This is a genomic window from Pseudoalteromonas sp. SWN29 (genome assembly GCF_015864465.1).
Taxonomy (GTDB): Bacteria; Pseudomonadota; Gammaproteobacteria; order Enterobacterales; family Alteromonadaceae; genus Pseudoalteromonas.
In genome coordinates this window covers 21,880-43,566 of the sequence record NZ_JADYXE010000003.1, presented here as the reverse complement: position 1 = coordinate 43,566, position 21,687 = coordinate 21,880, and the positions used below count along the sequence as shown (strand labels likewise).

At 39.4% G+C, this 21,687-nt stretch carries 24 protein-coding genes; 3 read left to right on the top strand and 21 right to left on the bottom strand.

Going from position 1 to position 21,687, the window contains the following annotated elements:
- Nucleotides 1-298 precede the first annotated feature (298 nt).
- Entirely contained in the window at nt 299-1,525 is a 1,227-nt protein-coding gene (locus I6F53_RS01640; RefSeq protein WP_197238270.1) for an EAL and HDOD domain-containing protein, read from the top strand.
- A gap of 60 nt (nt 1,526-1,585) precedes the next feature.
- Here I6F53_RS01640 and I6F53_RS01635 read toward each other — a convergent pair whose 3' ends face one another.
- Genes I6F53_RS01635 through ccmA form a run of 10 tightly spaced genes read right to left on the bottom strand, consistent with a single transcriptional unit; the run spans nt 1,586 to nt 9,309 of the window.
- Nucleotides 1,586-2,317 carry an MlaA family lipoprotein gene (locus I6F53_RS01635; RefSeq protein ID WP_002959276.1) on the bottom strand — a complete coding sequence of 244 codons (732 nt, stop codon included), beginning with the start codon at nt 2,315-2,317 and terminating at the stop codon, nt 1,586-1,588.
- 9 nt (nt 2,318-2,326) lie between these two features.
- Nucleotides 2,327-3,583 carry a c-type cytochrome biogenesis protein CcmI gene (ccmI, locus tag I6F53_RS01630; protein ID WP_197238269.1) on the bottom strand — a complete coding sequence of 419 codons (1,257 nt, stop codon included), beginning with the start codon at nt 3,581-3,583 and terminating at the stop codon, nt 2,327-2,329.
- Nucleotides 3,584-4,045: a cytochrome c-type biogenesis protein gene (locus tag I6F53_RS01625; RefSeq protein ID WP_166421012.1), complete on the bottom strand. Its 462-nt coding sequence runs from the start codon at nt 4,043-4,045 to the stop codon at nt 3,584-3,586.
- Nucleotides 4,045-4,614, bottom strand: coding sequence for a redoxin family protein (locus I6F53_RS01620; RefSeq protein ID WP_166421011.1), 570 nt, complete (start codon nt 4,612-4,614; stop codon nt 4,045-4,047). Before I6F53_RS01620 ends, I6F53_RS01625 begins: the two co-directional genes overlap by 1 nt.
- Nucleotides 4,611-6,581: a heme lyase CcmF/NrfE family subunit gene (locus I6F53_RS01615; RefSeq protein ID WP_197238268.1), complete on the bottom strand. Its 1,971-nt coding sequence runs from the start codon at nt 6,579-6,581 to the stop codon at nt 4,611-4,613. Before I6F53_RS01615 ends, I6F53_RS01620 begins: the two co-directional genes overlap by 4 nt.
- 2 nt (nt 6,582-6,583) lie before the next feature.
- Nucleotides 6,584-7,063 (bottom strand): cytochrome c maturation protein CcmE, encoded by a 480-nt coding sequence (gene ccmE / locus I6F53_RS01610; protein WP_166421009.1) that lies wholly within the window; start codon nt 7,061-7,063, stop codon nt 6,584-6,586.
- The gene (gene ccmD, locus I6F53_RS01605) at nt 7,060-7,263 is read right to left on the bottom strand and encodes a heme exporter protein CcmD (RefSeq protein ID WP_197238267.1); all 204 of its coding nucleotides are present in this window, start codon (nt 7,261-7,263) and stop codon (nt 7,060-7,062) included. The genes ccmE and ccmD overlap by 4 nt, the downstream gene beginning before the upstream one ends.
- 2 nt (nt 7,264-7,265) lie before the next feature.
- On the bottom strand, nt 7,266-8,003 hold the full coding sequence (locus I6F53_RS01600; RefSeq protein WP_024610533.1) for a heme ABC transporter permease: 738 nt from the start codon (nt 8,001-8,003) through the stop codon (nt 7,266-7,268).
- The gene (gene ccmB, locus I6F53_RS01595) at nt 8,003-8,689 is read right to left on the bottom strand and encodes a heme exporter protein CcmB (protein ID WP_002959286.1); all 687 of its coding nucleotides are present in this window, start codon (nt 8,687-8,689) and stop codon (nt 8,003-8,005) included. The genes I6F53_RS01600 and ccmB overlap by 1 nt, the downstream gene beginning before the upstream one ends.
- Complete coding sequence (ccmA, locus tag I6F53_RS01590; RefSeq protein ID WP_197179263.1) at nt 8,689-9,309, bottom strand: cytochrome c biogenesis heme-transporting ATPase CcmA; 621 nt, start codon at nt 9,307-9,309, stop codon at nt 8,689-8,691. The genes ccmB and ccmA overlap by 1 nt, the downstream gene beginning before the upstream one ends.
- Nucleotides 9,310-9,421: 112 nt before the next feature.
- Here ccmA and fliK point away from each other — a divergent pair, with 112 nt between their 5' ends.
- Complete coding sequence (gene fliK, locus I6F53_RS01585; RefSeq protein WP_197238266.1) at nt 9,422-11,719, top strand: flagellar hook-length control protein FliK; 2,298 nt, start codon at nt 9,422-9,424, stop codon at nt 11,717-11,719.
- A gap of 2 nt (nt 11,720-11,721) precedes the next feature.
- Nucleotides 11,722-12,030 (top strand): EscU/YscU/HrcU family type III secretion system export apparatus switch protein, encoded by a 309-nt coding sequence (locus tag I6F53_RS01580; RefSeq protein WP_024589934.1) that lies wholly within the window; start codon nt 11,722-11,724, stop codon nt 12,028-12,030.
- Between the two features lie 31 nt (nt 12,031-12,061).
- On the opposite strand, the gene I6F53_RS01575 is transcribed toward I6F53_RS01580, so the two are convergent.
- Genes I6F53_RS01575 through I6F53_RS01525 form a run of 11 tightly spaced genes read right to left on the bottom strand, consistent with a single transcriptional unit; the run spans nt 12,062 to nt 21,672 of the window.
- The gene (locus I6F53_RS01575) at nt 12,062-12,463 is read right to left on the bottom strand and encodes a DUF2802 domain-containing protein (protein WP_197238265.1); all 402 of its coding nucleotides are present in this window, start codon (nt 12,461-12,463) and stop codon (nt 12,062-12,064) included.
- 17 nt (nt 12,464-12,480) lie between these two features.
- A complete protein-coding gene (locus I6F53_RS01570; RefSeq protein WP_166421004.1) occupies nt 12,481-12,978 on the bottom strand; it encodes a chemotaxis protein CheW in 498 nt (165 codons plus the stop codon).
- A 24-nt stretch (nt 12,979-13,002) separates the two neighbouring features.
- Entirely contained in the window at nt 13,003-13,797 is a 795-nt protein-coding gene (locus I6F53_RS01565; RefSeq protein WP_197238264.1) for a chemotaxis protein CheW, read from the bottom strand.
- Between the two features lie 3 nt (nt 13,798-13,800).
- Nucleotides 13,801-14,571, bottom strand: a complete 771-nt coding sequence (locus I6F53_RS01560; RefSeq protein ID WP_166421002.1) for a ParA family protein — start codon at nt 14,569-14,571, stop codon at nt 13,801-13,803.
- A gap of 12 nt (nt 14,572-14,583) precedes the next feature.
- Nucleotides 14,584-15,543 (bottom strand): flagellar motor protein MotB, encoded by a 960-nt coding sequence (locus I6F53_RS01555; RefSeq protein ID WP_197238263.1) that lies wholly within the window; start codon nt 15,541-15,543, stop codon nt 14,584-14,586.
- 1 nt (nt 15,544) lies between these two features.
- Nucleotides 15,545-16,309, bottom strand: a complete 765-nt coding sequence (locus I6F53_RS01550) for a flagellar motor protein (protein WP_197238262.1) — start codon at nt 16,307-16,309, stop codon at nt 15,545-15,547.
- Nucleotides 16,302-17,468, bottom strand: a complete 1,167-nt coding sequence (locus I6F53_RS01545; protein WP_197238261.1) for a protein-glutamate methylesterase/protein-glutamine glutaminase — start codon at nt 17,466-17,468, stop codon at nt 16,302-16,304. The genes I6F53_RS01550 and I6F53_RS01545 overlap by 8 nt, the downstream gene beginning before the upstream one ends.
- 58 nt (nt 17,469-17,526) lie before the next feature.
- Nucleotides 17,527-19,731 carry a chemotaxis protein CheA gene (locus I6F53_RS01540; protein ID WP_197238260.1) on the bottom strand — a complete coding sequence of 735 codons (2,205 nt, stop codon included), beginning with the start codon at nt 19,729-19,731 and terminating at the stop codon, nt 17,527-17,529.
- Nucleotides 19,732-19,746: 15 nt separating this feature from the next.
- Nucleotides 19,747-20,520, bottom strand: coding sequence for a protein phosphatase CheZ (locus tag I6F53_RS01535; protein ID WP_166420997.1), 774 nt, complete (start codon nt 20,518-20,520; stop codon nt 19,747-19,749).
- A 17-nt stretch (nt 20,521-20,537) separates the two neighbouring features.
- A complete protein-coding gene (gene cheY / locus I6F53_RS01530) occupies nt 20,538-20,921 on the bottom strand; it encodes a chemotaxis response regulator CheY (RefSeq protein WP_008132609.1) in 384 nt (127 codons plus the stop codon).
- A gap of 40 nt (nt 20,922-20,961) precedes the next feature.
- Nucleotides 20,962-21,672: an RNA polymerase sigma factor FliA gene (locus I6F53_RS01525; RefSeq protein WP_033012732.1), complete on the bottom strand. Its 711-nt coding sequence runs from the start codon at nt 21,670-21,672 to the stop codon at nt 20,962-20,964.
- Nucleotides 21,673-21,687 lie beyond the last annotated feature (15 nt).

The following is a 21,687-nucleotide window of genomic DNA, read 5'->3' as shown; positions in this document are numbered from 1 at the left end:
TTTATCCAAATAATGACTCTTAAAGTTTTATAGTTAAGACACTATTGGGGTAAAAACCATTCTCGCTGACTATATCATGCTTAATAATAAAATCTCCAACTTGTTACTTCTAGCTGATGTAAAAATATTCATGTTGAGCATTTTAAAAGCGAATTGATGAAATATAATAAATTAAATGCAGAAACGCCTTCATTTTTAATGATAATTTATTAATCTAGCAAATATACGTAATGCTATTTTGAGTCTTTTGCCATATATTATTACAATAACTAATTACATTAATCTTACGGAACTATTTATGTATTTTTACGCTGCACGCCAACCAATTTTAGACAGAGATAAAAAACTCATCGGATATGAGCTTTTATTTCGCGATGGCGTTGATAACGTATTTCCCGATATAGATGGTGACGAAGCAACTACACGACTTATTGAGGGTAGCCAGTTTAACTTTGGCTTAGAAGATTTAACCGACAATAAACCCGCTTACATAAACTTTACCCTAGAAACGCTATTAAAGGGTTACCCTACACTACTGGGTAAAGATACTATAGTTGTAGAAATACTTGAAACAGTGCAGCCTGGTAAACGCTTATTAGCCATTGTTAAAGATTTAAAAGATAAAGGTTACACTATCGCTCTTGATGACTATATTCATCAACCTGTATGGCGTCATTTTTACCCATTTATTGATATTATTAAAATAGACTTTTTAGCATCCGATATAGATACAATAAAAACAGTTCTTAAAGACTTAAAACCACACTCGCATATTAAGTTGCTTGCCGAAAAAGTAGAAACCTACGAAATTTACCAACAAGCTTTAGAGCTAGGTTTTGATTATTTCCAAGGATTTTTCTTCTCAAAACCTGAAATGGTGCAAAGTAAGGCTCTACCGCCTTCAGAAATGGCGTTAGCCGAATTACTTTACGAAACATCAAGCGTTGATATGGATCTTAAAAAGATCACCAATGTGTTCGAGCGTGATGTAAACCTATCTTATAAATTACTTAGGTATTCAAATTCAGCAGCGTTTGCTAGGCGTGCTGAAATAAGCACTATTAAGCAAGCACTTATAGTACTTGGTGCTAACGAAATTAAAAAGTTACTATCACTACTATTTGCAGCCCAAGTCTCAGCAGATAAACCTGTAGAGCTTATTAGGCTATCACTTACGCGCGCTCGATTTGGTGAATTACTCGCTATATCTCATGGTCAATTTAAAGACACCGGTATGGCGTTTTTAACAGGTATGATGTCACTAATGGATGCAATTTTAGATGAGAGCATGGAAAGCGTAATGAAAAAGCTGCCACTTTCTAATGATATAAAAGCAGCGCTATTAAACGACGAAGGCTTATTGGCAAAATATTTAAACTTAGTTAAGTATTATGAACAAGCAAACTGGTCAGCTGCAAACGAAATCACTAAAGAGTTAAATCTAGGTGAAAAAGTACCTGATGCCTATCATGAAGCGCTAGCTTGGGTTAATGAACAAATGCAATTAATAGTTAACGAAAAGTGAAACATAAATGGTAAACAAAAACGCCAGCATTAAGCTGGCGTTTTTGTGAGTGTAATTAGATTATAAACTTTCTAAAAAGTCTTCATCAAAATCAGCTGGCTCTTCTTTAATTGGAGGATTGCCATCGTACAGCTCATAAATTTGACGCTGAAAGTAAATATCTTTTACAAATAAGTACGGGTCAAGTGAATCGTTTAATAATCCTTCTTGCGGGATTAATGACGCACGCGCCTCCACTGCTTTTAAAACAAACACTAAAATAGTTTGTGGAGTCGTTAGTGCAACTTCAGGTAATACAAAATTGTCGACTACGTCACCTGTTAGATTACGTGCTGTTGTTGGACCCATGCCTGGAAGCATTAAATAAGCACCATCACCCACTCCCCATACACCTAACGTTTGTCCAAAGTCTTCATCGACTATTTCAAGACCAAGTGAGCTTGCAACATCAAAAATGCCAAACAGGCCAACTGTCGAGTTAACCAAAAAACGCGCGAGGCTCACACTTGCGTTACCCGGTTTACCTTGTAGACCCGCATTAATCATATCGACAGGTGCTGTAATATTACCCGTAAAATTCACAATACCGTTTCTTACTGGTACAGGCGTTACTTCAACATAACCTACAGCAACTGGACGCAATAAATAAGCATCCAGTACATCCATATTAAAGTCGTATAACGGACGATTAATACTTTGCAGCGGATCCCTGTCATCTACTTTGCTTTGTGGTACTTGAGCACACCCGGCTAGTATCAATAAACATAAAAAAGTAAAACTGTGTTTTAACATCTAACGTCCTTAAGGTATTAATGTATCAATTTGAAGTTGGTAGTCACTTACACTTTCACGCTTTAACGACTGTGAATGCCCTTCTAGCTCACCAGAACTTGGCATAACCGAATCATCTATAGAAATACGCGCCGAAATAATAATATTTTCTGCACTAGATAAGTTAAGCCCTGCAACCATCGCACTACTATCACTTAGCTCAATAGTAATTGGAAATGAATATTTAGCGAGTTTAACAGCAGCTAGCGGCATTGGCGAACCCGTTGCTGCTTTTGCAAATATAAACAAAATGCCGTCTTTTGGTTGTTTATCAATAAGCTCTTTTGCAATATCTACGGTAACAGCAATCGTGCTGTTGTTACTGATAGTAGCAGGTATAACAGAGCCTTTACTTTGCATTTTCTGTTCTATATCACTAATACGCTCAGAGATCATGCTATATCGAGAATCATTTTTTTCCATACTCGCTAATAAAACCTCAAAAGCGGCTTTGGCTTGCGGCCAATCCTTACGTTCATAAGCTATCAATGCGAGTAACGAAATAGCATCTAAATTTGTAGGCTCAACTTTTAGTACTTTTGAAAGCATACCTGCCGCACGGGTCATATTAGCTTCACTGCCTTCAAGTAATAAAACTTGGCTGTAACTAATAAGTACCTGCATATTATCAGGGTTCATACGCAGTGCTTTATCAAATGACTGCTGCGCCATATCAAACTCGTTTAGTGACATAGCAACTCGACCAAGTAGCATCCAAGCAACTTCATCATCGCCAGAGCGGCTAAGCTTTGTACGAAGCGCCAATGCAAAAGCCTGCAGCTCATTTTGGCTAAGTGGTTCGCCTGTTTGCATTACAGCGCGCTCGCCGTAATCAGCTAAATTATCCATTGCATCATGCCAAGCTGATATTTGTTGCTGGCTACCCGTTAGACCATAAAAAACACCGGTGAGTGCCAGAACAAACGCGCCACCCGTTAAAGCAAAAATACGATTATTACCTTTGCTGTTTAGTGATTTCTCTGGTGATAGCTCGTTCAATAAACGGCGTTTTAATTCAACGATTGATTCTGCATGATTTACGCTATCAATACGTTGATTATCTAAATCAGTTTGCAAATCAACTAAACGCTGCTCATATATGCTAATTAGCTCAGCATTGGCATTATGAGTAATTGTTTGTACACGCTCTTTTTTTAAAAAAGGTAACATCACAAACCCAAGAGCAATCAGTGTGAGTAAAACAAAACACGCCCACATTAAAATCATTTAACTTTGCTCCTGACGTTTATTTTGTTCAATTAGCTTAGCTAACAGCATTTCGTCGTCGCTGCTCCACGTTTGTTTTACTGATGCTTTTCGCTGACGAATAACAATAAAACCAAAGCCGACTATGACAATTAATACAGGTAATACCCACAGTACTAAAGTCGCTGGTGTAACCGGTGGATCGTAATGAACAAAATAGCCAAAGCGGTCGATCATGTAATCAATCACTTCGTCTTTGCTCTTACCTTCTTTAACTAACACGAGTACTTTATCGCGCAGGTCTTTGGCAACAACAGCATCTGAATCTGCAATGTTTTGATTTTGACATTTAGGGCAACGTAGCTCTTTAGTCAGCTCTTCAAACAATATTGCTTGTTTATTACTATCAAATTGATAGCGATCTTGCTCTGCAAACGCACCCATGCTTGCAAAAAGGCTAAGAGTAAGTAATAACCACTTCATTATTTAAGCTCCTGCATTATTGGCGCAAATTTAGCGCGCCATACTCGCGGGTTTATATCACCCGTGTGATGCAACAAAATAGTGCCGTTTTTATCGACTAAAAATGTTTCAGGGGCACCCGACACACCTAAGTCCAATGACAAAGTACGGTGTAAATCTAGAATGTTAAATTGGTATGGGTCGCCAGCACGTTGCAGCATATCGCTCACTTCTGTGCGAAGTGATTGCATATTAAAAGGGCCATCAAAGTCAGCATCGTAGCCTTGTACGTAATAAAGCCCAATAATTTTAACGCCTTGCTCACGTAACTTAGTTAAGTAGCCAAGCTCAACTAAACATGTTGGGCACCAAGTGCCCCATACATTTAGTAAGTAAACCTCACCTTTTAACGACTCGTTAGTCCACGGCTTATTGTCTTGCATTAAATCGGGTAGATTAAATGATGGCATTTCTTGGCCTAATCGTCCCGTTTGAATTTCACGAGGATTAGCAAACAGTCCTTGGTATAAAAATACACATACGAAAGCAAACACTAAAAGCGGCGCAATAGCTAAAATTTTACGGTTCATAAAACACTCTCCGATGCAGCCTTACGCGCTGTTTTAGCTGATGTACGATAGCGTTTATCAAATAAAATCATAAATCCAGCAAGCGAAATAAGCACACCACCAATCCACATCCAACGAACAAACGGTTTATGATAAATTCTAAGTGACCACGCACCTTGGCTTAACTGCTCACCTAATGCTAAGTATAAATCACGTGTAAAACCGGCGTCTATTGCCGCTTCAGTCATAAACTGCATACCAATGTCGTACTTACGTTTTTCGGCGTGTAAGCGTATTACGAGCTCATTATTTTTAAGCACAGATACAACACCCGCATGGCCGCTGTAGTTTGGTCCGCGAATCGTTTTAACACCATCAAAACGGTATTCATATTCGTTAAGTTGAACGGTATCGCCTTGCTTCATCGATACGTCACGCTCTACTGAATAAGCAGATGTAAGTGTTACACCTGCAATAACAAACGAAATACCAATATGTCCAAGTACCATTGCCCAGTAGCTTACACCTAAACGTTTTAAGCCTTCTTTTAAGGTACCGTGCACAGCCGCTTTAGTGTAAATATCAATCACTGTTGATATCGCAACCCAAACTGCCAGCGTGGTGGCTAGTAGCGTAAGTGGTTTTACTAAATCGTAACTTGAGAACAACCAAGCACAGGTAATCACTACACTGGCTAATACGCCCATTAATATTTTGTTTTGTAAAAAGGCCCATTTATTTTGCTTCCAGCGTAAAAATGGTCCTATTCCCATCAAAATAGCAAACGGGACTAAAATTATTGCAAACATCTTATTAAAAAACGGTTCACCAATAGAAATACTGCCCAAGCCCATTTCTTTATGAACCATAGGTAATAACGTACCCAGCAATACAATTAATGTAGCAACCACTAAAAATATATTATTGAGCCATAATGCCACTTCGCGTGATACAAGTTTGTATCGGCCTTCGCTGTGTACTTGCGATACACGCAGTGCATAGAGCGCTAAGCCACCACCTACAACTATGCCTAAAAAGGCGAGTATAAATAAACCACGATCAGGGTCTGTAGCAAAAGCATGCACCGATACAATAATACCTGAACGCACAATAAAGGTGCCTAACAAGCTTAATGAAAATGCTGCGATAGCAAGTAATACGGTCCATGATTTAAATACACCGCGTTTTTCGGTTACGCTTAACGAGTGCAGTAATGCGGTTGTAACAAGCCATGGCATTAATGATGCGTTTTCGACTGGATCCCAAAACCACCAGCCACCCCAGCCAAGTTCTGAGTATGCCCACCAGCTACCAATTGTAATACCTAGTGTTAAAAAGCCCCACGCAGTCATTGTCCACGGGCGAGACCATTTAGCCCATGTGTTATCAAGCTTGCCAGTTAATAGCGCAGCAATAGCAAAAGAAAAAGCAACCGATAGCCCTACATAACCCATGTAAAGTAATGGCGGGTGAATAATCATGCCCGGATCTTGAAGTAACGGATTTAAATCACGCCCTTCAACAGGGAAATAAGGAAGTAGGCGCTCAAACGGGCTTGAAAGTAGTAAGGTGTACATCATAAAACCTACACCTAAAAAACCAAGTACGCCCAATACGCGAGCACGTAGCACCCAAGGTAATGATTTAGAACGCGCAGCGACAACTGCAGTCCAACCAGCTTGCATTACTAGCCACAGTAAAATAGCGCCTTCATGGCCGCCCCATGTAGAGGTGATTTTATAATACCAAGGCAGTGTACTACTTGAATGATATGCCACATACGATACGGTAAAATCATCCGTTACACTGGCGAAAATAAGTGCTGCAAAAGAGATTAAAACAAAAGCGAATTGCCCAATTGCTAAAGAGGGAGCTGCACGCATTAATCGAAGATTACCGGTATGCGCGCCCCAAAGAGGAAAAATACACAGTAAAACGCTTAGCACCATGGCAAGCGTTAAAGAAAAATAACCAATTTCTGGGATCATAGCTAATTACCACTATCTAAGTTGTATTTTGGTTTTTCGTGCTTAATACCTTTAACTGCCTCAGCAACTTCTGCTGGCATGTATTCTTCGTCATGCTTAGCTAGAACTTCAAACGCTTCTATTACATTAGGTTCGATTAATACGCCCTGAGCTACAATGCCTTGCCCCTCACGAAATAAATCAGGCAATATACCTTGATAGCGCACGGTCACTAATGGACCAGTATCAATTAGCTTAAAGCTTACTTGCAAACTCTCTTCATTACGTTCAACCGTGCCAGGTACAACCATGCCACCAATACGTAGCTTTTGCCCAATGAATGGTTTTTCTTTATTAGGACCTTTGCCATCGATAAGCTCGCTTGGCGTATAAAAAAGATTTATGTTTTCTTGGAGTGCATAAAGCACTAAACCAATTGATCCACCAATACCAAACAGTACGGCAATAATTACCAATAGGCGCTTTTTACGTCTAGGATTCATGATACTTGTTCCTGTTTAGCTTTTTTAATTCGCGCTTCACGTATTATTTGTTGCTCTACTGAAGCCATAATACGTTTAGTATCTCTCAAAGAGTTCACTAAAATACCGAGTAAAATAAGTACGCATGTACCAAAAGAAAGCCATACATAAAACCCGTAGCCTCCCATTGCAATAAAATCAGAAAAAGAGTCAAACTGCATAATTACCCCTTATTTAACAACAAACGCACCCACGGTCGATGCTTTTCTCGTTGTAAAATTTCATTTTTAAGACGAATTAAAGTCACTGTTCCTACAAAAGCAGCAAAGGCTAAAATATTAACCATAAGAGGCCAAAACATACTTGGGTCAATTGCTTTGGTGTCTAGCTTTGTAATGCTTGCGCCTTGGTGTAGCGTATTCCACCACTCAACTGAGTAATGAATAATAGGTAAGTTAATTACACCCACAATCGCTAAAATAGAAGCCGCACGCCCTGCTGACTTTTTATCTTCAAACGCATGGTAAAGTGAAAGTACGCCAAGATATAAAAATAATAAAATAAGCTCAGATGTTAAACGTGCATCCCACACCCACCAAGCACCCCACATAGGTTTACCCCATGCAGCGCCAGTAATAAGTGCAATAGCTGTAATACATGCACCAACAGGCGCAATTGCAATAACGGCAAGTTCAGCATTTCGTAGTTGCCATACAAGTGCAACAATGGCGGCAATTGCCATTGAGGAGTAAGCACCCATAGATAAAATAGCAGAAGGAACATGAATAAAAATGATACGGTAGCTATCTTTTTGTTGGTAATCGGCAGGTGCAAAACCAAGCCCCCACACCCATCCAACAATCATACTAACTACGGTAACTACGGCAAAATAAGGCAGTAACGTATTGCATAACTGGTATGCACGCTCTGCTTTAGCATAGGGATGTAACCATTTCCACATTAACTTACACTCACTTTTAAAGCTGACGATATGGCAATTGGTGCGCTAATAATAGCAATAAGTAACATTGCACCAAGGATGGCAAGCTGCCCGCTATAATCCAGTGACATAGTACTGGTATCGATAGCTGACGTTGCAAAAATCAAAACAGGAATGTACAAAGGCAGTACGAGTAAACTCATCAAAATACCCCCTTTTTGTAATCCCACAGTAAGCCCAGCGCCAATTGCGCCAATAAAGCTCAATAGTGGTGTGCCTAATAATAATGTTAACACGGTTGCTGTTAACGCCGTACTTTCTAGGTTTAACAACAATGCAAATAGTGGCGTCATTAACACAAGCGGTAACCCTGTTACTACCCAATGAGCAGCCACTTTAGCAAGTACCGTTAACGATAACGGATAAGAAGATGCAATTAATTGTTCTAATGAGCCATCGTTAAAATCATCTCTAAACAGCTTATCTAAGCCCAGCATGGTAGAAAGTAATGCGGCAACCCAAATAATTCCCGGTGCCATTCTCGCTAGTAAACCAGGCTCAGGCCCGATTGCTAACGGAAATAATGAAATTACAATTAAGAAGAACAAAATAGGATTTACAATTTCGGCGCGCTGGCGAAACGCAAGCTTTACATCTTTGGTAAATACCGCACTAAATAACAACCAATAAGAGTGTTGACGAGTCATTAGTGGCGATACTCCAATGTAACTGTTTGTAAGTTACTAAAATGGGTCGTTAAATCTTGGTGGGTCGTTAATAAAATAGCGCCACCACTTTGTAAGTGTTCGGTAAATCGTTGCTGTAAAAAAGCAACACCGCTTTTATCAAGCGCAGTAAAAGGCTCATCAAGTACCCATAGCTTTGCATCACTTAACCAAAGCCTGACTAAAGCAACACGTCGTTGTTGCCCCGCAGATAACATTCTAACAGGCACATCTTCAAGTCCAACAAGGCCAAGTTGCGCTAAAATAGGGTATAAGTCTGGCTCGTTTATGTAGCCATTAATTTGTAACCAGTGGCGAACATTTTCAACAGCACTAAGCTGAGTATTTACACCGGTTTTATGACCTATAAATAGCAGTTCTCTGGCATACTCTTCATAGTACTTAGATATAGGCTGTTCTTGAAATAAAACAGCCCCTTCGTCAGGCACAGAGAAGCCTGCGATAATACGCAATAGCGATGTTTTACCAGCCCCATTAGGACCCGCTAATTGCATGATTTGACCGCTATTAAGGCTAAAATTAAGATCCGCAAACAAACAACGATCTTGCTTGATGCAGGTGACGGACTTAATGTGTAACAAGATGAGATTCTCTCTGCCAAAAATTAGGCGTTAGTCTACCATAATGATAGGGTAATACGAATATTGCTTTAAAATCGATTCACTTAAAATAGAGAAAACTTGATTTAAAATAATGAATACGCCAACGCAAATAACATTATCTAATTCATTGGTTATCAATCAATCGACCAATAGCCAAACCAATGAGTTACCACAGTTACCTAATGAGGTACTTGCGGCTAAAAACATTCAATTTTCGAAGGACTCGATTACGCTTGATGTATTTATAGATAAGCATTGGCAAACATTAAGACTTGGCACTACTAGCGCACCGCAAAATTTACAAAAAATAGCCAGTGCTAACATACAACTCAGTCCCGATGGCAAACAGCTCAACATCACGCCAAGCAGTACAACCCTTACTTTAAATCAACCAGTGCAATTACAGCGTTTATTAAATTATGTAAGCACAGGCACTGAGGTACAAAGCCAACCCATGGATGTACAAGTGGTTATATCGCCTACTCCTAAGTTAGTTATTGATAAACTCAACGCGAGTATTGCAATAAATAAAGAGGTAGCCCAGTTACTTATAACCGAGCAGCCTTTAAAAGTAGTTGTTAGCACAACAAATAAAGGCGCCCAGCTTACTGTTATTAACCGCTTTGCTGATACAGTTCACTCGCAACCACTTAGCCAAACTAAACTTACTAATTTACTCGCGGCCTTATTACCAAGTGCGCAACTACAAGCAACACCAAAACTGGCTATTTTAACTCATCCTCAAAAGTCAGGTTCGTTTACAACGCCTATTACTAATCAACAAGTTAGTGAACTACCCAGCACCCCTATTAAAGTAAACTTAGTAAATCAAGCTGATAAGTTATTTATTAAAACCGATACTAATTATATAAAAGTAACACTTAATAACTCATTTTCTAAACCGTTTAACGAGTTACTTTTAGCTCAAAAAAGCATGGACCCTGAAATACCTTTTTCTGCGTCCACTATTAAAGCAAGCCCACTGCTTACACCTGATAGCCCAATAAAGTCGTGGCTACAAAATAGCTTTAGTGATTTAAAAACGCGAATTAATGATGCAGTTAAGTATTTTGAAAGTAAGCCCTTTGCAACAGCAAATAAATCTGAATTAACAGCGTCATCAATACCCTCTGCTCTACAAAAAGTGCCTTTTGATATACTACTGAGTGAATCACCGAAAAATAGAGTTAATATTACCCAAGGTGCAAGTACCCAGCTAACAAGCAATACAAGCAATACAAGCAATATTTTGCCAGAGCACTTTTCAAAACTCCCACCGCTTATGCAATTAACTCAACTTATGAAAGGAGTTGTTGGTGTTTGGCAGTCACCACAAAATACAATAATAACATCAGCTAAAACGCCGATATCAAGTAATATTAATCAAAGTCAAGTAAACCCAACGATGAAAAACATGCTGACATTAGCAGAACCGTTATCTAATATGGCCTCTCGTAGTCAAATGCTACAACCAATAGAAGCAAAACTGCTAAGTACATTACTAAAGCTTCCTGACACCCCAATCCCTATGAATATAAGGACTGATAGCAAACCACTTTTAAGTAGTCAAATTACTGACATTACAAATAAAGCGACAAAAGAAACGCCCGATTTAACTCGCCTAATTAACCAAGCATTTAGCCGTATGGTCTCAAGTAATAACGTTAATCCGGCAACCATACAGCGTGAAGTATTAGCCACCTTACAACCATCTCAATTAACGGGCGATAGGCTACAAAGTAGCTTTACTAAAGGTCTTGAACAAGTTGCGGTGAGTATTTTAGCTGCCCCCATTATCAGCCAATCAGTAACACCTATCAGTTTTAATAACCAAACTGGCTTAGATGCACTTTTACAAGTACTCATACCTACTTTTAAAACGGGTAATTCGGGAGCAAAAATACTTGAGCAACTGCAGCAGGCTCAAGTTCAAGCATTGGCTAGCGAAATCATACAAGTTAAAAATACACTTACCCAAGTAAGTGTTTCAACACCAAGTCAGCAACCTGACACAAACCCGCTTGCACAATTTTTATTACCAATGAAATTACCGCCAGACGCCGCCCAAACAGAAATTACGCTGGGGCAATATAAAAAGCCAAGCGCAGATAAATTAGAAGATAAAAATGTATGGTTTGTCAGATTAAACTTTGATTATGCACAAATTGGGCAGTTACAAATTACCGCTGAGCTAATGGATAAAGCACTTGATTGCCAGCTATTAGCCTCGAGCCAAGAAGTAAGCGCTATTGCTCACCCTCACTTAGATAATTTAAGATCAAAACTAGCAAAACATGGCTTACAGGTTGGAGAGCTAAACTTAAAGCGAGGCGATGCTAATAATCAGGCATTTTATAAATCTCATGCAATTATTAATATTAAGGTTTAGTAATGAGTGATACACCTATTAATAAGTCAGCCATTGGGCTTTTATACGAAGCTGGCAACACCCCCACTGTAAGTGTAAAAGGGTTTGGTGAATTAGCTGATGAAATAATAGCAGCAGCTAAACTAAAAGGAATTATGATCCACGAAGATGCAGCGCTTGCTAAAACGTTATCGCATTTAAGCTTAGGAGAAGAAATCCCTAAAGAGCTTTATTATGTAATTGCAGAGCTTATTGCGTTTTCGTATGTATTAAGAGGTCAATTTCCACCAGGTTGGCAAGACTTTCAAGGTAAGTTAAATATTAAAGCGTGACATTATTTATACGCTTATAACTAAAAAGGCGCTAAGCGCCTTTTTGTTTATGTAATGAAAATAGTAATTCGGCTTCTGCTCTAGGTAATTCACATTCGCGTATTACTTCATCTAGGTCCGCACCTAATTCAACCATTTTTACAGCACGAGAGTAAATTTTAGCATCAGGATCATCATACTTTTGCACTGCTTGTTGTTGCATTAAATCTTGATTTTGTTGCTCAACCTCAAGCACTCGCTTACCAATACTTAAAAGCCCTGTTCTAAGCTCTGAAATTTCACTTCGCAAAATATGAGTTTGCTCTGAGCTATCTTTAAGCTGCTGCGATACAGCATTAATTTCATTCGTTTGTTTATTTTTTAATGCAATTATTAGCGCAAGCGATATAAGTCCTACCGCTAACGCTGATATAGCTATACTAAGTAACAGCATAATTTATTTGGTAAAGCTTATATATCGCTTAACTCATCCCATTCGTCATCACTGAGTAATTTATTTAAATCAACCAAAATCAGTAATTCGTTATCGCGGTTACAAACACCTTGAATAAACTTAGCACTTTCTTCAGTACCAACATTTGGTGCACTGTCGATTTCAGAGCTGCGTAAATAAACCACTTCAGATACGCTATCAGCTAAAATACCAATAACTTGCTCTTCTGCTTCAATAATTAAGATACGAGAGTTGTCAGTTGCATCCGCAGGTAGCAAACCAAAACGTGAACGTGTATCAATAACCGTTACAACGTTACCACGTAAGTTAATAATACCAATCACATAAGAAGGTGCACCTGGTACAGGGGCTATTTCTGTGTAACGCAGTATTTCTTGAACTTGCATTACATTTACGCCGTAAGTTTCTTCTTCTAGCTTAAACGTAACCCACTGTAAAATTTCATCATTATTATCTGCGTTTTTATTAGCTGACAGTAATTTATCTTGATTCATGCTATTACCCCGTAATGGTCATTATTACTGACGGCTATCTAAGCCTTTCTCTAATAATATATTTAAATTATCTACGTCTATTAAAGCACACATTTTTTCTTTTATAACACCAGCAAGCCATGGGCGCTTACTTTTATTTGTACGCCATTTTACATCTTCTTTACGCAATGTAATATTATTTATCAACTTTTCAGCCAATAAACCCCACTGGCTATCGCCTAAGGTAATTAAATATTGATAATTTAAAGACGCTTCTAATTTATCATCATACTTTTCTGGCATTACCCAACGCGCAGTATCAACAACATTAAGCTTCTCTTCTCTGTTGAGCATAACCCCTTTAAACCACTTTGGCTTACCAAACAAATGATTTACTTCACCTAATTGATGTATACCGCCGAGTGCTTTTAATGGTACTGCAAGGGTTAAACCTGCCACATCAAAGAATAACGCCTGAAACTCACCATCAAAATAGTCAGATTGGCTATTGGTTACAATCTCTGGCTCTGGTTTTTCTATTGTAGTAGTTACAGGATCTGTAACTTCATCATCTGCGGCTTTATTAACTTCTTCAGCCTCAAACGTTGGTTCAACTATTGGCTCAATTTCAGCATTGAGTAAGTCTTTATCAAATATTTTTTCTGCCGCTTTAATTTGTTCTTTAAGTTTTAAATGAATGCGCTCTTGCTGTGAATCGTCTGGAATTTTCTCAAGTAATTTTGCAACTGGCTCAAGGTCATCTACAGGCTCGTCTTCACATAACAAAGCCCCTAAGTATTGTTTCATTACTTTTTCATTAGCAAACAACTGCTTACTCATTCATTAACCTTGTTCAATTAAATATTCTAGTAGTGCTTTATATGCGTACACACCACGCGAGCGAGGACAATACTCTACAGGCACTTTTTGTGCAAAGCTTGCATCTCTAAATTTGGTATCCACCGGTATTACACCAGGCCAAACTTTATCACCGTATGTATTTTGCAGCGTTTTATATGCTTCTAACGATGCTTTAGTTCGTTTGTCGTACATAGTAGGAATTATAGTATATTGATAATCTTTCGCTTGAGAGGTTTGCATTAATTCCATGGTACGCATCATTCTATCAAGGCCTTTAAGTGCTAAAAATTCCGTTTGCACTGGCACTAAAATCCGCTCGCTTGCTGCAAGCGCATTCACCATCAACACTCCTAAAACCGGAGGGCAATCTAAAATGGCATAATCATAATGTTCGCTTATTTTTGCAAGCGCTTTTTTTAGTATTAACCCCATGCCTGTTTTATTACCCATACTTCTGTCAAGCGTGGCTATCGCCATTGTTGCGGGTAAAATATCTAGATTATCAAGTGTTGATGGGCATAAAGCTTGAAGTATTTCTTCACTTTGCATGCTTGTTCCACGTGCAAAAATATCGTACACACTGACTTCTAAATCTTCTGAGTCAATGCCAAAGTAATAAGTGAGTGATGCATGGGGGTCTGTATCTATAAGCAACACACGCTTACCTTGCAAGGCCAAAATACCAGCAAGGCTCACTGCGGTCGTTGTTTTACCAACTCCCCCCTTTTGATTAGCGACAGTCCAAATCTTCACATTACATCCTAATTACTGTTCATTGCGCGTTGTTATGCGAATACCACCATGGGGCAAACGAATTATTTTTATTGTATCGTCATCTGAAGGTAATTCAATTTCAGGCTCGGCTACTAAAGGTTCATCAGATTGCTCATCACTTTCAATATCTTTTTTTGGCGGTAGCCCATACTTAGAAAGTGCGATAACAACTTTACGATTCTCTGCTCGCCCTTGCTCTGTGTCGTTACTTGCAAAAGGTGAGTATTGGCCATAACCTTCTATCGCCATTCTGGCAGAATTAATACCTAATGCTTCAAGTTCTACCAAAATAGACGTGGCTCTAGCTACAGAGAGCTCCCAATTTGAGCGAAATATTTCATTACGAATACTTTCATCATCAGTATAGCCACGAACTCTTACATAGTTATCTACTGGAGCAATAATATCTTTAACAATTTTGACAACTTGCTTTGCCCTAGAATGTGCCACTGAGCTACCACTTGAAAATAGCATGCCTGAGCTTAGCTCTATAATCAGCCAATCTTGGTTAAGCTCTAAACTAGCTTCTCCATCGCGAATTTCATCAATAAGCGCTGACTGTAATTTAGTTAGTAAGCTGTCGAGAGGCTTTCCTAGATATTTTTGTTGTATGTTACTTGTATCACTTTGACCGTCGAGTAGCTCTGGGCCTTGTTCTTCTTTTAAAATACTTTCGCCGTAAAGAACTTCTTGTTCAGGTGTCACTCTATCAGTCAATATTCCATTACCATTGACGCCCTCACCTTGCTGGGAGTGCTGGCGGGCAGATTTATCAAAAACATGTTCGAGGGAGTCTGACAATATTTGAAATTGCTCTTCTTTATTAATTGCTATTGCATACAGCACTACAAAAAAGGCAAACATAATGGTCATGTAATCGGCATACGATACAAGCCAACGTTCTGTATGTTGGCTTTTAGGAGCAGAATGACGAAGTCGTCGGCGTAGCATGTTATTCGTCCACTAAATTAGGACGCTCTACACGGTAGGCTTCAAGCTTTAATTCTATATTTACTGGGCTTTCGCCAACGCTTATTGCGATAATACCTTCAGCAAACATTTCATGGTAAAGCATTTTTTGCTCTACACGCTGCTTTAACTTATTTGCCATAGGTAAAAACAATAAATTAGCTAAACCAACACCATAAATGGTCGCAATAAATGCCGTTGCAACGCCTGCACCAAGCATTTGCGGGTCAGTAATAAACGACATTGCCTGTATTAAACCAAGCACGGCGCCTAAAATCCCAATGGTGGGACTGTAGCCTCCCATTGCTTCATAAACACGCGCAGCTTCAAGTAAACGATCACGTTCTAGCAGCAAGTCAATTTCCAGTGTGTCACGAAGTTTTTGCTCTGAGCAGCCATCTACAAGCAAGCTTAAACCTTTTGCTGCATAGGCATCTGGGTGAGCCAGCGCTTCGTTTTCAAGCGCTAAGTAACCTTCTTGACGTGCCTTATGAGACCACCGCTTAACTTGCTCTATTGCGTCTTCAATATCGTATTGCGGCGCAACAAAAACCCACGAGCTCATATTTAGCATTTTTTTAAAGGTACTTGCTGATGTTTGCAACATAACTGCGCCAAGCGTGCCGCCTAATACAATAATAAGCGCAGGGCCATTAAATAAAGCAGAAACAACGCCTCCTTCTAAAGAATACCCTAAACTTATTGCACCTAGCGCTACAAATAGTCCAAATATTGAGAGTTTATCCACAGCCCACCTCTCTCTTTATGCGCGCCGCAACATCGCTCAGTGCTAAGCTTTCACTTGAAAGCCCTGCATTAGCAATGGCTTGAGGCATACCATAAACAACACAGCTTTTCTCATCCTGCGCCCAAATAGTAGCACCCGTTTGTTTTAACATTCTGGCACCGTCACGTCCATCAGCGCCCATTCCTGTTAAAACAATAGCCAGTACATCACCTTGATACGTTTTGGCTGCACTTGCAAAAGTAACGTCTACGCTCGGTTTATAGCTTATTCTCTCGCTATGATCTTCAAATACGCGCAGAGTTCTATTTGCGCCACGCCCTTCTACCATCATCTGCTGTCCACCTGGCGCTAAATAAGCAGTTCCAGGTTGTAAGCGGTCACCTTGCTGTGCTTCTTTAACTTTTATTTGGCACAGACCATTTAAGCGCGCTGCGAATGCAGGTGTAAATGCAGCTGGCATATGCTGAATAAGTAAAATAGGGTGAGGAAAATTAGCTGGCAATTGAGTCAGTATAGTTTGCAGTGCAACAGGCCCACCTGTAGACGTACCAATAGCAACAAGCTGGTATTGCTTTGTACTTGCTCGCATTGAGGCAACATTTAAACCTGACGATGTTGCAGGGGCTGCTCTTTGAAAGCTTCTATCAGGCTGTTTTATGGAAGGCGTTAATGTGCTTGTTCTTTGCGAAAGTGAACTTGTTGTTGGTTTAGTTGGAATTACTGACTTAGGCGGTGTTGGAACTCTAAATGTTCGCGGTAAACGTCTTCGCCCTATATCTTTCACTTTACTTTGTAAAAGCTTTATTGCGTCTTCGTTATTGCGTGCAATGTCTTCAAACTTTTTCGGTAAAAAATCCATTGCTCCTGCATCTAGCGCATCAAATGTTGCAGTTGCGCCATCACGCGTGAGTGATGAAAACATCAAAATAGGCGTTGGATTACTCGCCATAATCTCTTTAACTGCGCTAATACCGTCGAGCACAGGCATTTCGACATCCATAGTAATCATATCAGGACGTAGTTGAGCTGCTTTTTCAACAGCTTCTCTGCCATTCACAGCAAAACCTATAACGTGTATGTCGCTATCTTGCTCAAGAATTTCGCTTACCCTGCGGCGAAAAAAGCTTGAATCATCAACAACTAAAACTTTAACGGCCATTTAGCTCTCTTATTAAATTTATGCGTAGGTATATATTTAATATATACCTACTTTATTATCAGCCTGCGTAATGTTTTAACATGTTTGGAACGTCTAAAATCAGTGCAATGCCACCATCCGAAGTAATTGTAGCTCCTGCCATACCTGGCGTGCCTTGTAGTAATGCATCAAGTGGTTTAATGACAACTTCTTCTTGACCAATTAGCGAGTCAACAACAAAACCTATTTGCTGCGTACCAATTTGGACAATAACTACGTGGCCTTTTGCTTTTCGCTGAGAACGATCTGAGCCTTTTACTAACCAGTGCTCAAGATAAAATAACGGTATTGCCTTTTTACGCACAATAATTGTTAATTGCCCATCAACTACATTTGTCTTAGTTAAATCTAAGTTGAATATTTCACTCACACCGGCAAGTGGTAACGCAAATGTTTGTGAGCCAACAATCACCATTAAGGTCGGTAATATAGCCAAGGTAAGTGGTACTTTTATTTCTAAAATAGTACCTACGCCTAACTCAGATTGAATACTTACTGAACCGTTTAATTGGGTGATTTTAGTTTTCACCACGTCCATTCCTACACCACGACCTGAAATATCAGATATCTCTTCTTTTGTAGAAAAGCCGGGTGCAAAAATCAAGTTATACGCTTCGGTGTCAGAAAGTCGACTCGCTTGGTCATGATCGAGCACGCCTTTACTAATTGCTATTTTTTTCAGCTTTTCAGCATCCATACCAGCGCCATCATCTTTAATGGTTAGCAAAATATGATCGCCTTCTTGGGACGCTGATAAAGTAACATTACCTGTTCTAGACTTACCTGCTGCCTCACGAACAGCGGGCATTTCAATACCATGGTCAACTGAGTTTCGAACTAAATGCACAAGCGGATCGGCAAGTGCTTCCACCAAGTTTTTATCTAAATCGGTTTCTTCACCTACAAGCTTTAAGTCAATGTCTTTGTTTAAACTGCGCGCTAAATCGCGAACAACGCGAGGGAATCGACCAAATACTTTCTTGATTGGCTGCATTCGGGTTTGCATTACTGCACCTTGAATATCAGCAGTCACTACATCTAAGTTAGAGATAGCTTTACCCATCGCTTCACTGTCTGAATTAGTCGCTAAACTCACCAAGCGGTTTCGCACAAGCACTAACTCACCAACCATATTCATAATTTGGTCAAGTCGTTTTGTATCTACACGAACGGTAGTTTCTGCTGCTGGCGGCGCTGATTTTTTTGCCGCTGCGGGCGCTGCTTTCACAACAGGCTTTTCTACCGGTTTAGAAACAGGTGCTTTCGCAGGCTCTGGTTTTTTTACAGGCACACTAGCTTTAGTAACTGGTGCAGCAGGTGTATTAGGCTGTTTCACAGCAGGTGTATTAGGCTGTTTCACAGCAGGCGTGCTTTCTATTGATTTAGGTGCAGTGCCTTTACCATGAAGTTCATCAAGGAGTGCTTCAAACTCGTCATCACTAATTTCATCATCTGATGAATTAACCGTGTTTGAGACTGGTTTTGCTGGTTCTACAGGTGCTTTACTAGCAACATCACCAAAACTGCCGACACCATGTAACTCATCTAATAAGCTATCAAATTCATCATCAGTAATGTCACCATTAAAATCATTGCTGCTTGCTACTGGCTTCTCAATTGCAGGACCTTGTCCTTTACCGTGTAGTTCATCCAGTAAGTTTTCAAATTCGTCTTCAGTTATTTCATCAATTTCGGCATCGCTAACCGAAGGCGTTCCGCTAAATAGTTCATCAAACGCAAACGGATCTTCGTCATCAACTATTGGCGTATCAACTACTTCGTTTTGAGGTTGTTCAACTTCATTGTTCGAAGATACACCGTTAAGCTCATCTTCTGTTGGAGGTAGACCTAAAATATGAAGAGTATGAAGTAATTCAGGATCTGCAGGTTCTGGCTTATCCCTATTTTGGATAGTCGCGAACATTTCATTAATGGTGTCGAGCGCTTGTAAAATAACATCCATTAACTCTGAATTGACCGTCCGCACGCCTTGACGTAATAAATCAAATACGTTTTCAGCACCATGACAAGCATCAACAAGTTCTGTCATAGCTAAAAAGCCTGCACCACCTTTTACAGTGTGAAAGCCTCTAAATATAGCGTTTAGTAACTCTGTATCTTCTGGATTATTTTCCAGTTCAACCAACTGTTCAGATAAAAGCTCTAGGATTTCTCCTGCCTCTACGAGAAAGTCTTGTAAAATATCTTCATCGACTTCAAACATGCAGTTACTCTCCTCTTAGAAGCCCAAACTTGATAAAAGATCATCGACTTCATCTTGATCAGATACAACATCATTACGTGATTCTTTATCAATAATAGGGCCTTCAGGACCTGCTAAAGTTTGTGTGGCAACTGGTTCTTTTATTTTTTGTTGTTCTACTTTATTCACGGTGCTGTCACTGTCATCTTGCTCAGCAAACGCTGTTAAAAGATGAAGTAAGCTTTCTTCTACTTCCCTAACAAGTTCTATAACACGGCGAATAACTTGGCCTGTTAAGTCTTGATAGTCTTGAGCCATTAGTACATTTGTCATCAAGCTTTGAAGCTCATCTGTTTTATGATGAGAGTTATTCATAAACTTATCGATACTGTGACAAAGTTGTTTAAACTCACCAAGCTCAATTTCGCGGCTCATTAAACGATCCCATGTCGGTTTGATATGAGATATTTCATCTGCTAATTGCTGGGCTATAGGAAGACTAGCCTCCACTGCATCCATTGTTTTGTTAGCCGCATTTTCTGTCATTTCTATAACATAATTAAGCCGCTTTTTAGCATCTGGAATAGCATCAGTCGTTATGTTAGTTAAGCGAGTGTCAAGCTCAAAACTTTTAAGGGCTTCGTGCAATTGACGGGTCAACTTTCCAACTTCAGCAAATAATTCAGACTGCTCTTGCGAGGCAGTCTCTAAAATCAACTGATTTGCTTTATCTTGCTCATCATTTTCTAAAAAAACAACGAGCTGACGAGCTTGTTCTAACGTTATTTGAGGCGCAGCTAGTGCTGGCATAAGCCTCTCCCCCATCATTAGCCTAAGCGTTCAAATACTTTTTCTAACTTAGTTTTTAATGTTCCAGCCGTAAAAGGCTTAACAATATAACCATTAACGCCAGCTTGCGCTGCAGCTATTATTTGTTCTTTTTTAGCTTCTGCCGTTACCATTAATACAGGGATATGCTTTAACTTATCATCTGCACGAATTGCTCTTAAAAGGTCAATACCTTGCATTCCAGGCATATTCCAATCAGTAACTACAAAATCAAACACTTGATTTTGCAACATAGGCAAAGCTGTAGACCCGTCATCAGCTTCTTGAACGTTAGTGAAACCTAAATCACGTAACAGGTTTTTTATAATACGTCTCATCGTTGAAAAATCATCAACTACAAGAATTTTCATGTTTTTATCCAAAACATCCCCCAGTGAGGTATTAACCTTTGTTTACTTACTACTAATTTATCCAGTCATTGATTTTAGCTTTAAGCTTAATCATCGCCTGACCATGTATCTGACTTACACGCGACTCACTTACATCGAGTATATGTCCTATTTCTTTTAAATTCATTTCATCGTTATAGTACAAAGAAAGCACCATTGCATCACGCTCTGGTAATGACTTAATTGCACTTAGCAAAGACTCATTAAACCGATCATTTTTAACATTATTAAAAGGTTTATCTTGCGCTAAATCTTGGCCTACGGGAGTAATAACATCCTCATCAACACCAAGGTCTTCTATACCTAATATTTTACTCGCATTCACATCATTTAAAATATGATGGTACTCATTGAGTGAAATTTCAAGTTTTTCAGCAACTTCTGTATCTGTTGGTTCGCGATTAAGACTACTTTCGAGCCCAGTAATTGCTTCTGCAACTTGTCGGCTTTTGCGGTGTACTGAGCGAGGAGCCCAATCACCACGGCGCATTTCATCAAGCATGGCACCGCGAATACGAATACCTGCAAAGGTTTCAAAGCTTGCGCCCTTTGTTGCATCAAAGTTTTTTGAAGCTTCTATTAAACCTATCATTCCTGATTGAATTAAATCATCAAGTTGAACGCTAGGTGGTAATCGAGCAATTAGATGACATGCCACTTTTTTGACAAGTGATGCATGCTTCTCAACAATCACATTTAAGTTTTGTGTTGATTGATATCCCATAGCTCTATTCACCAA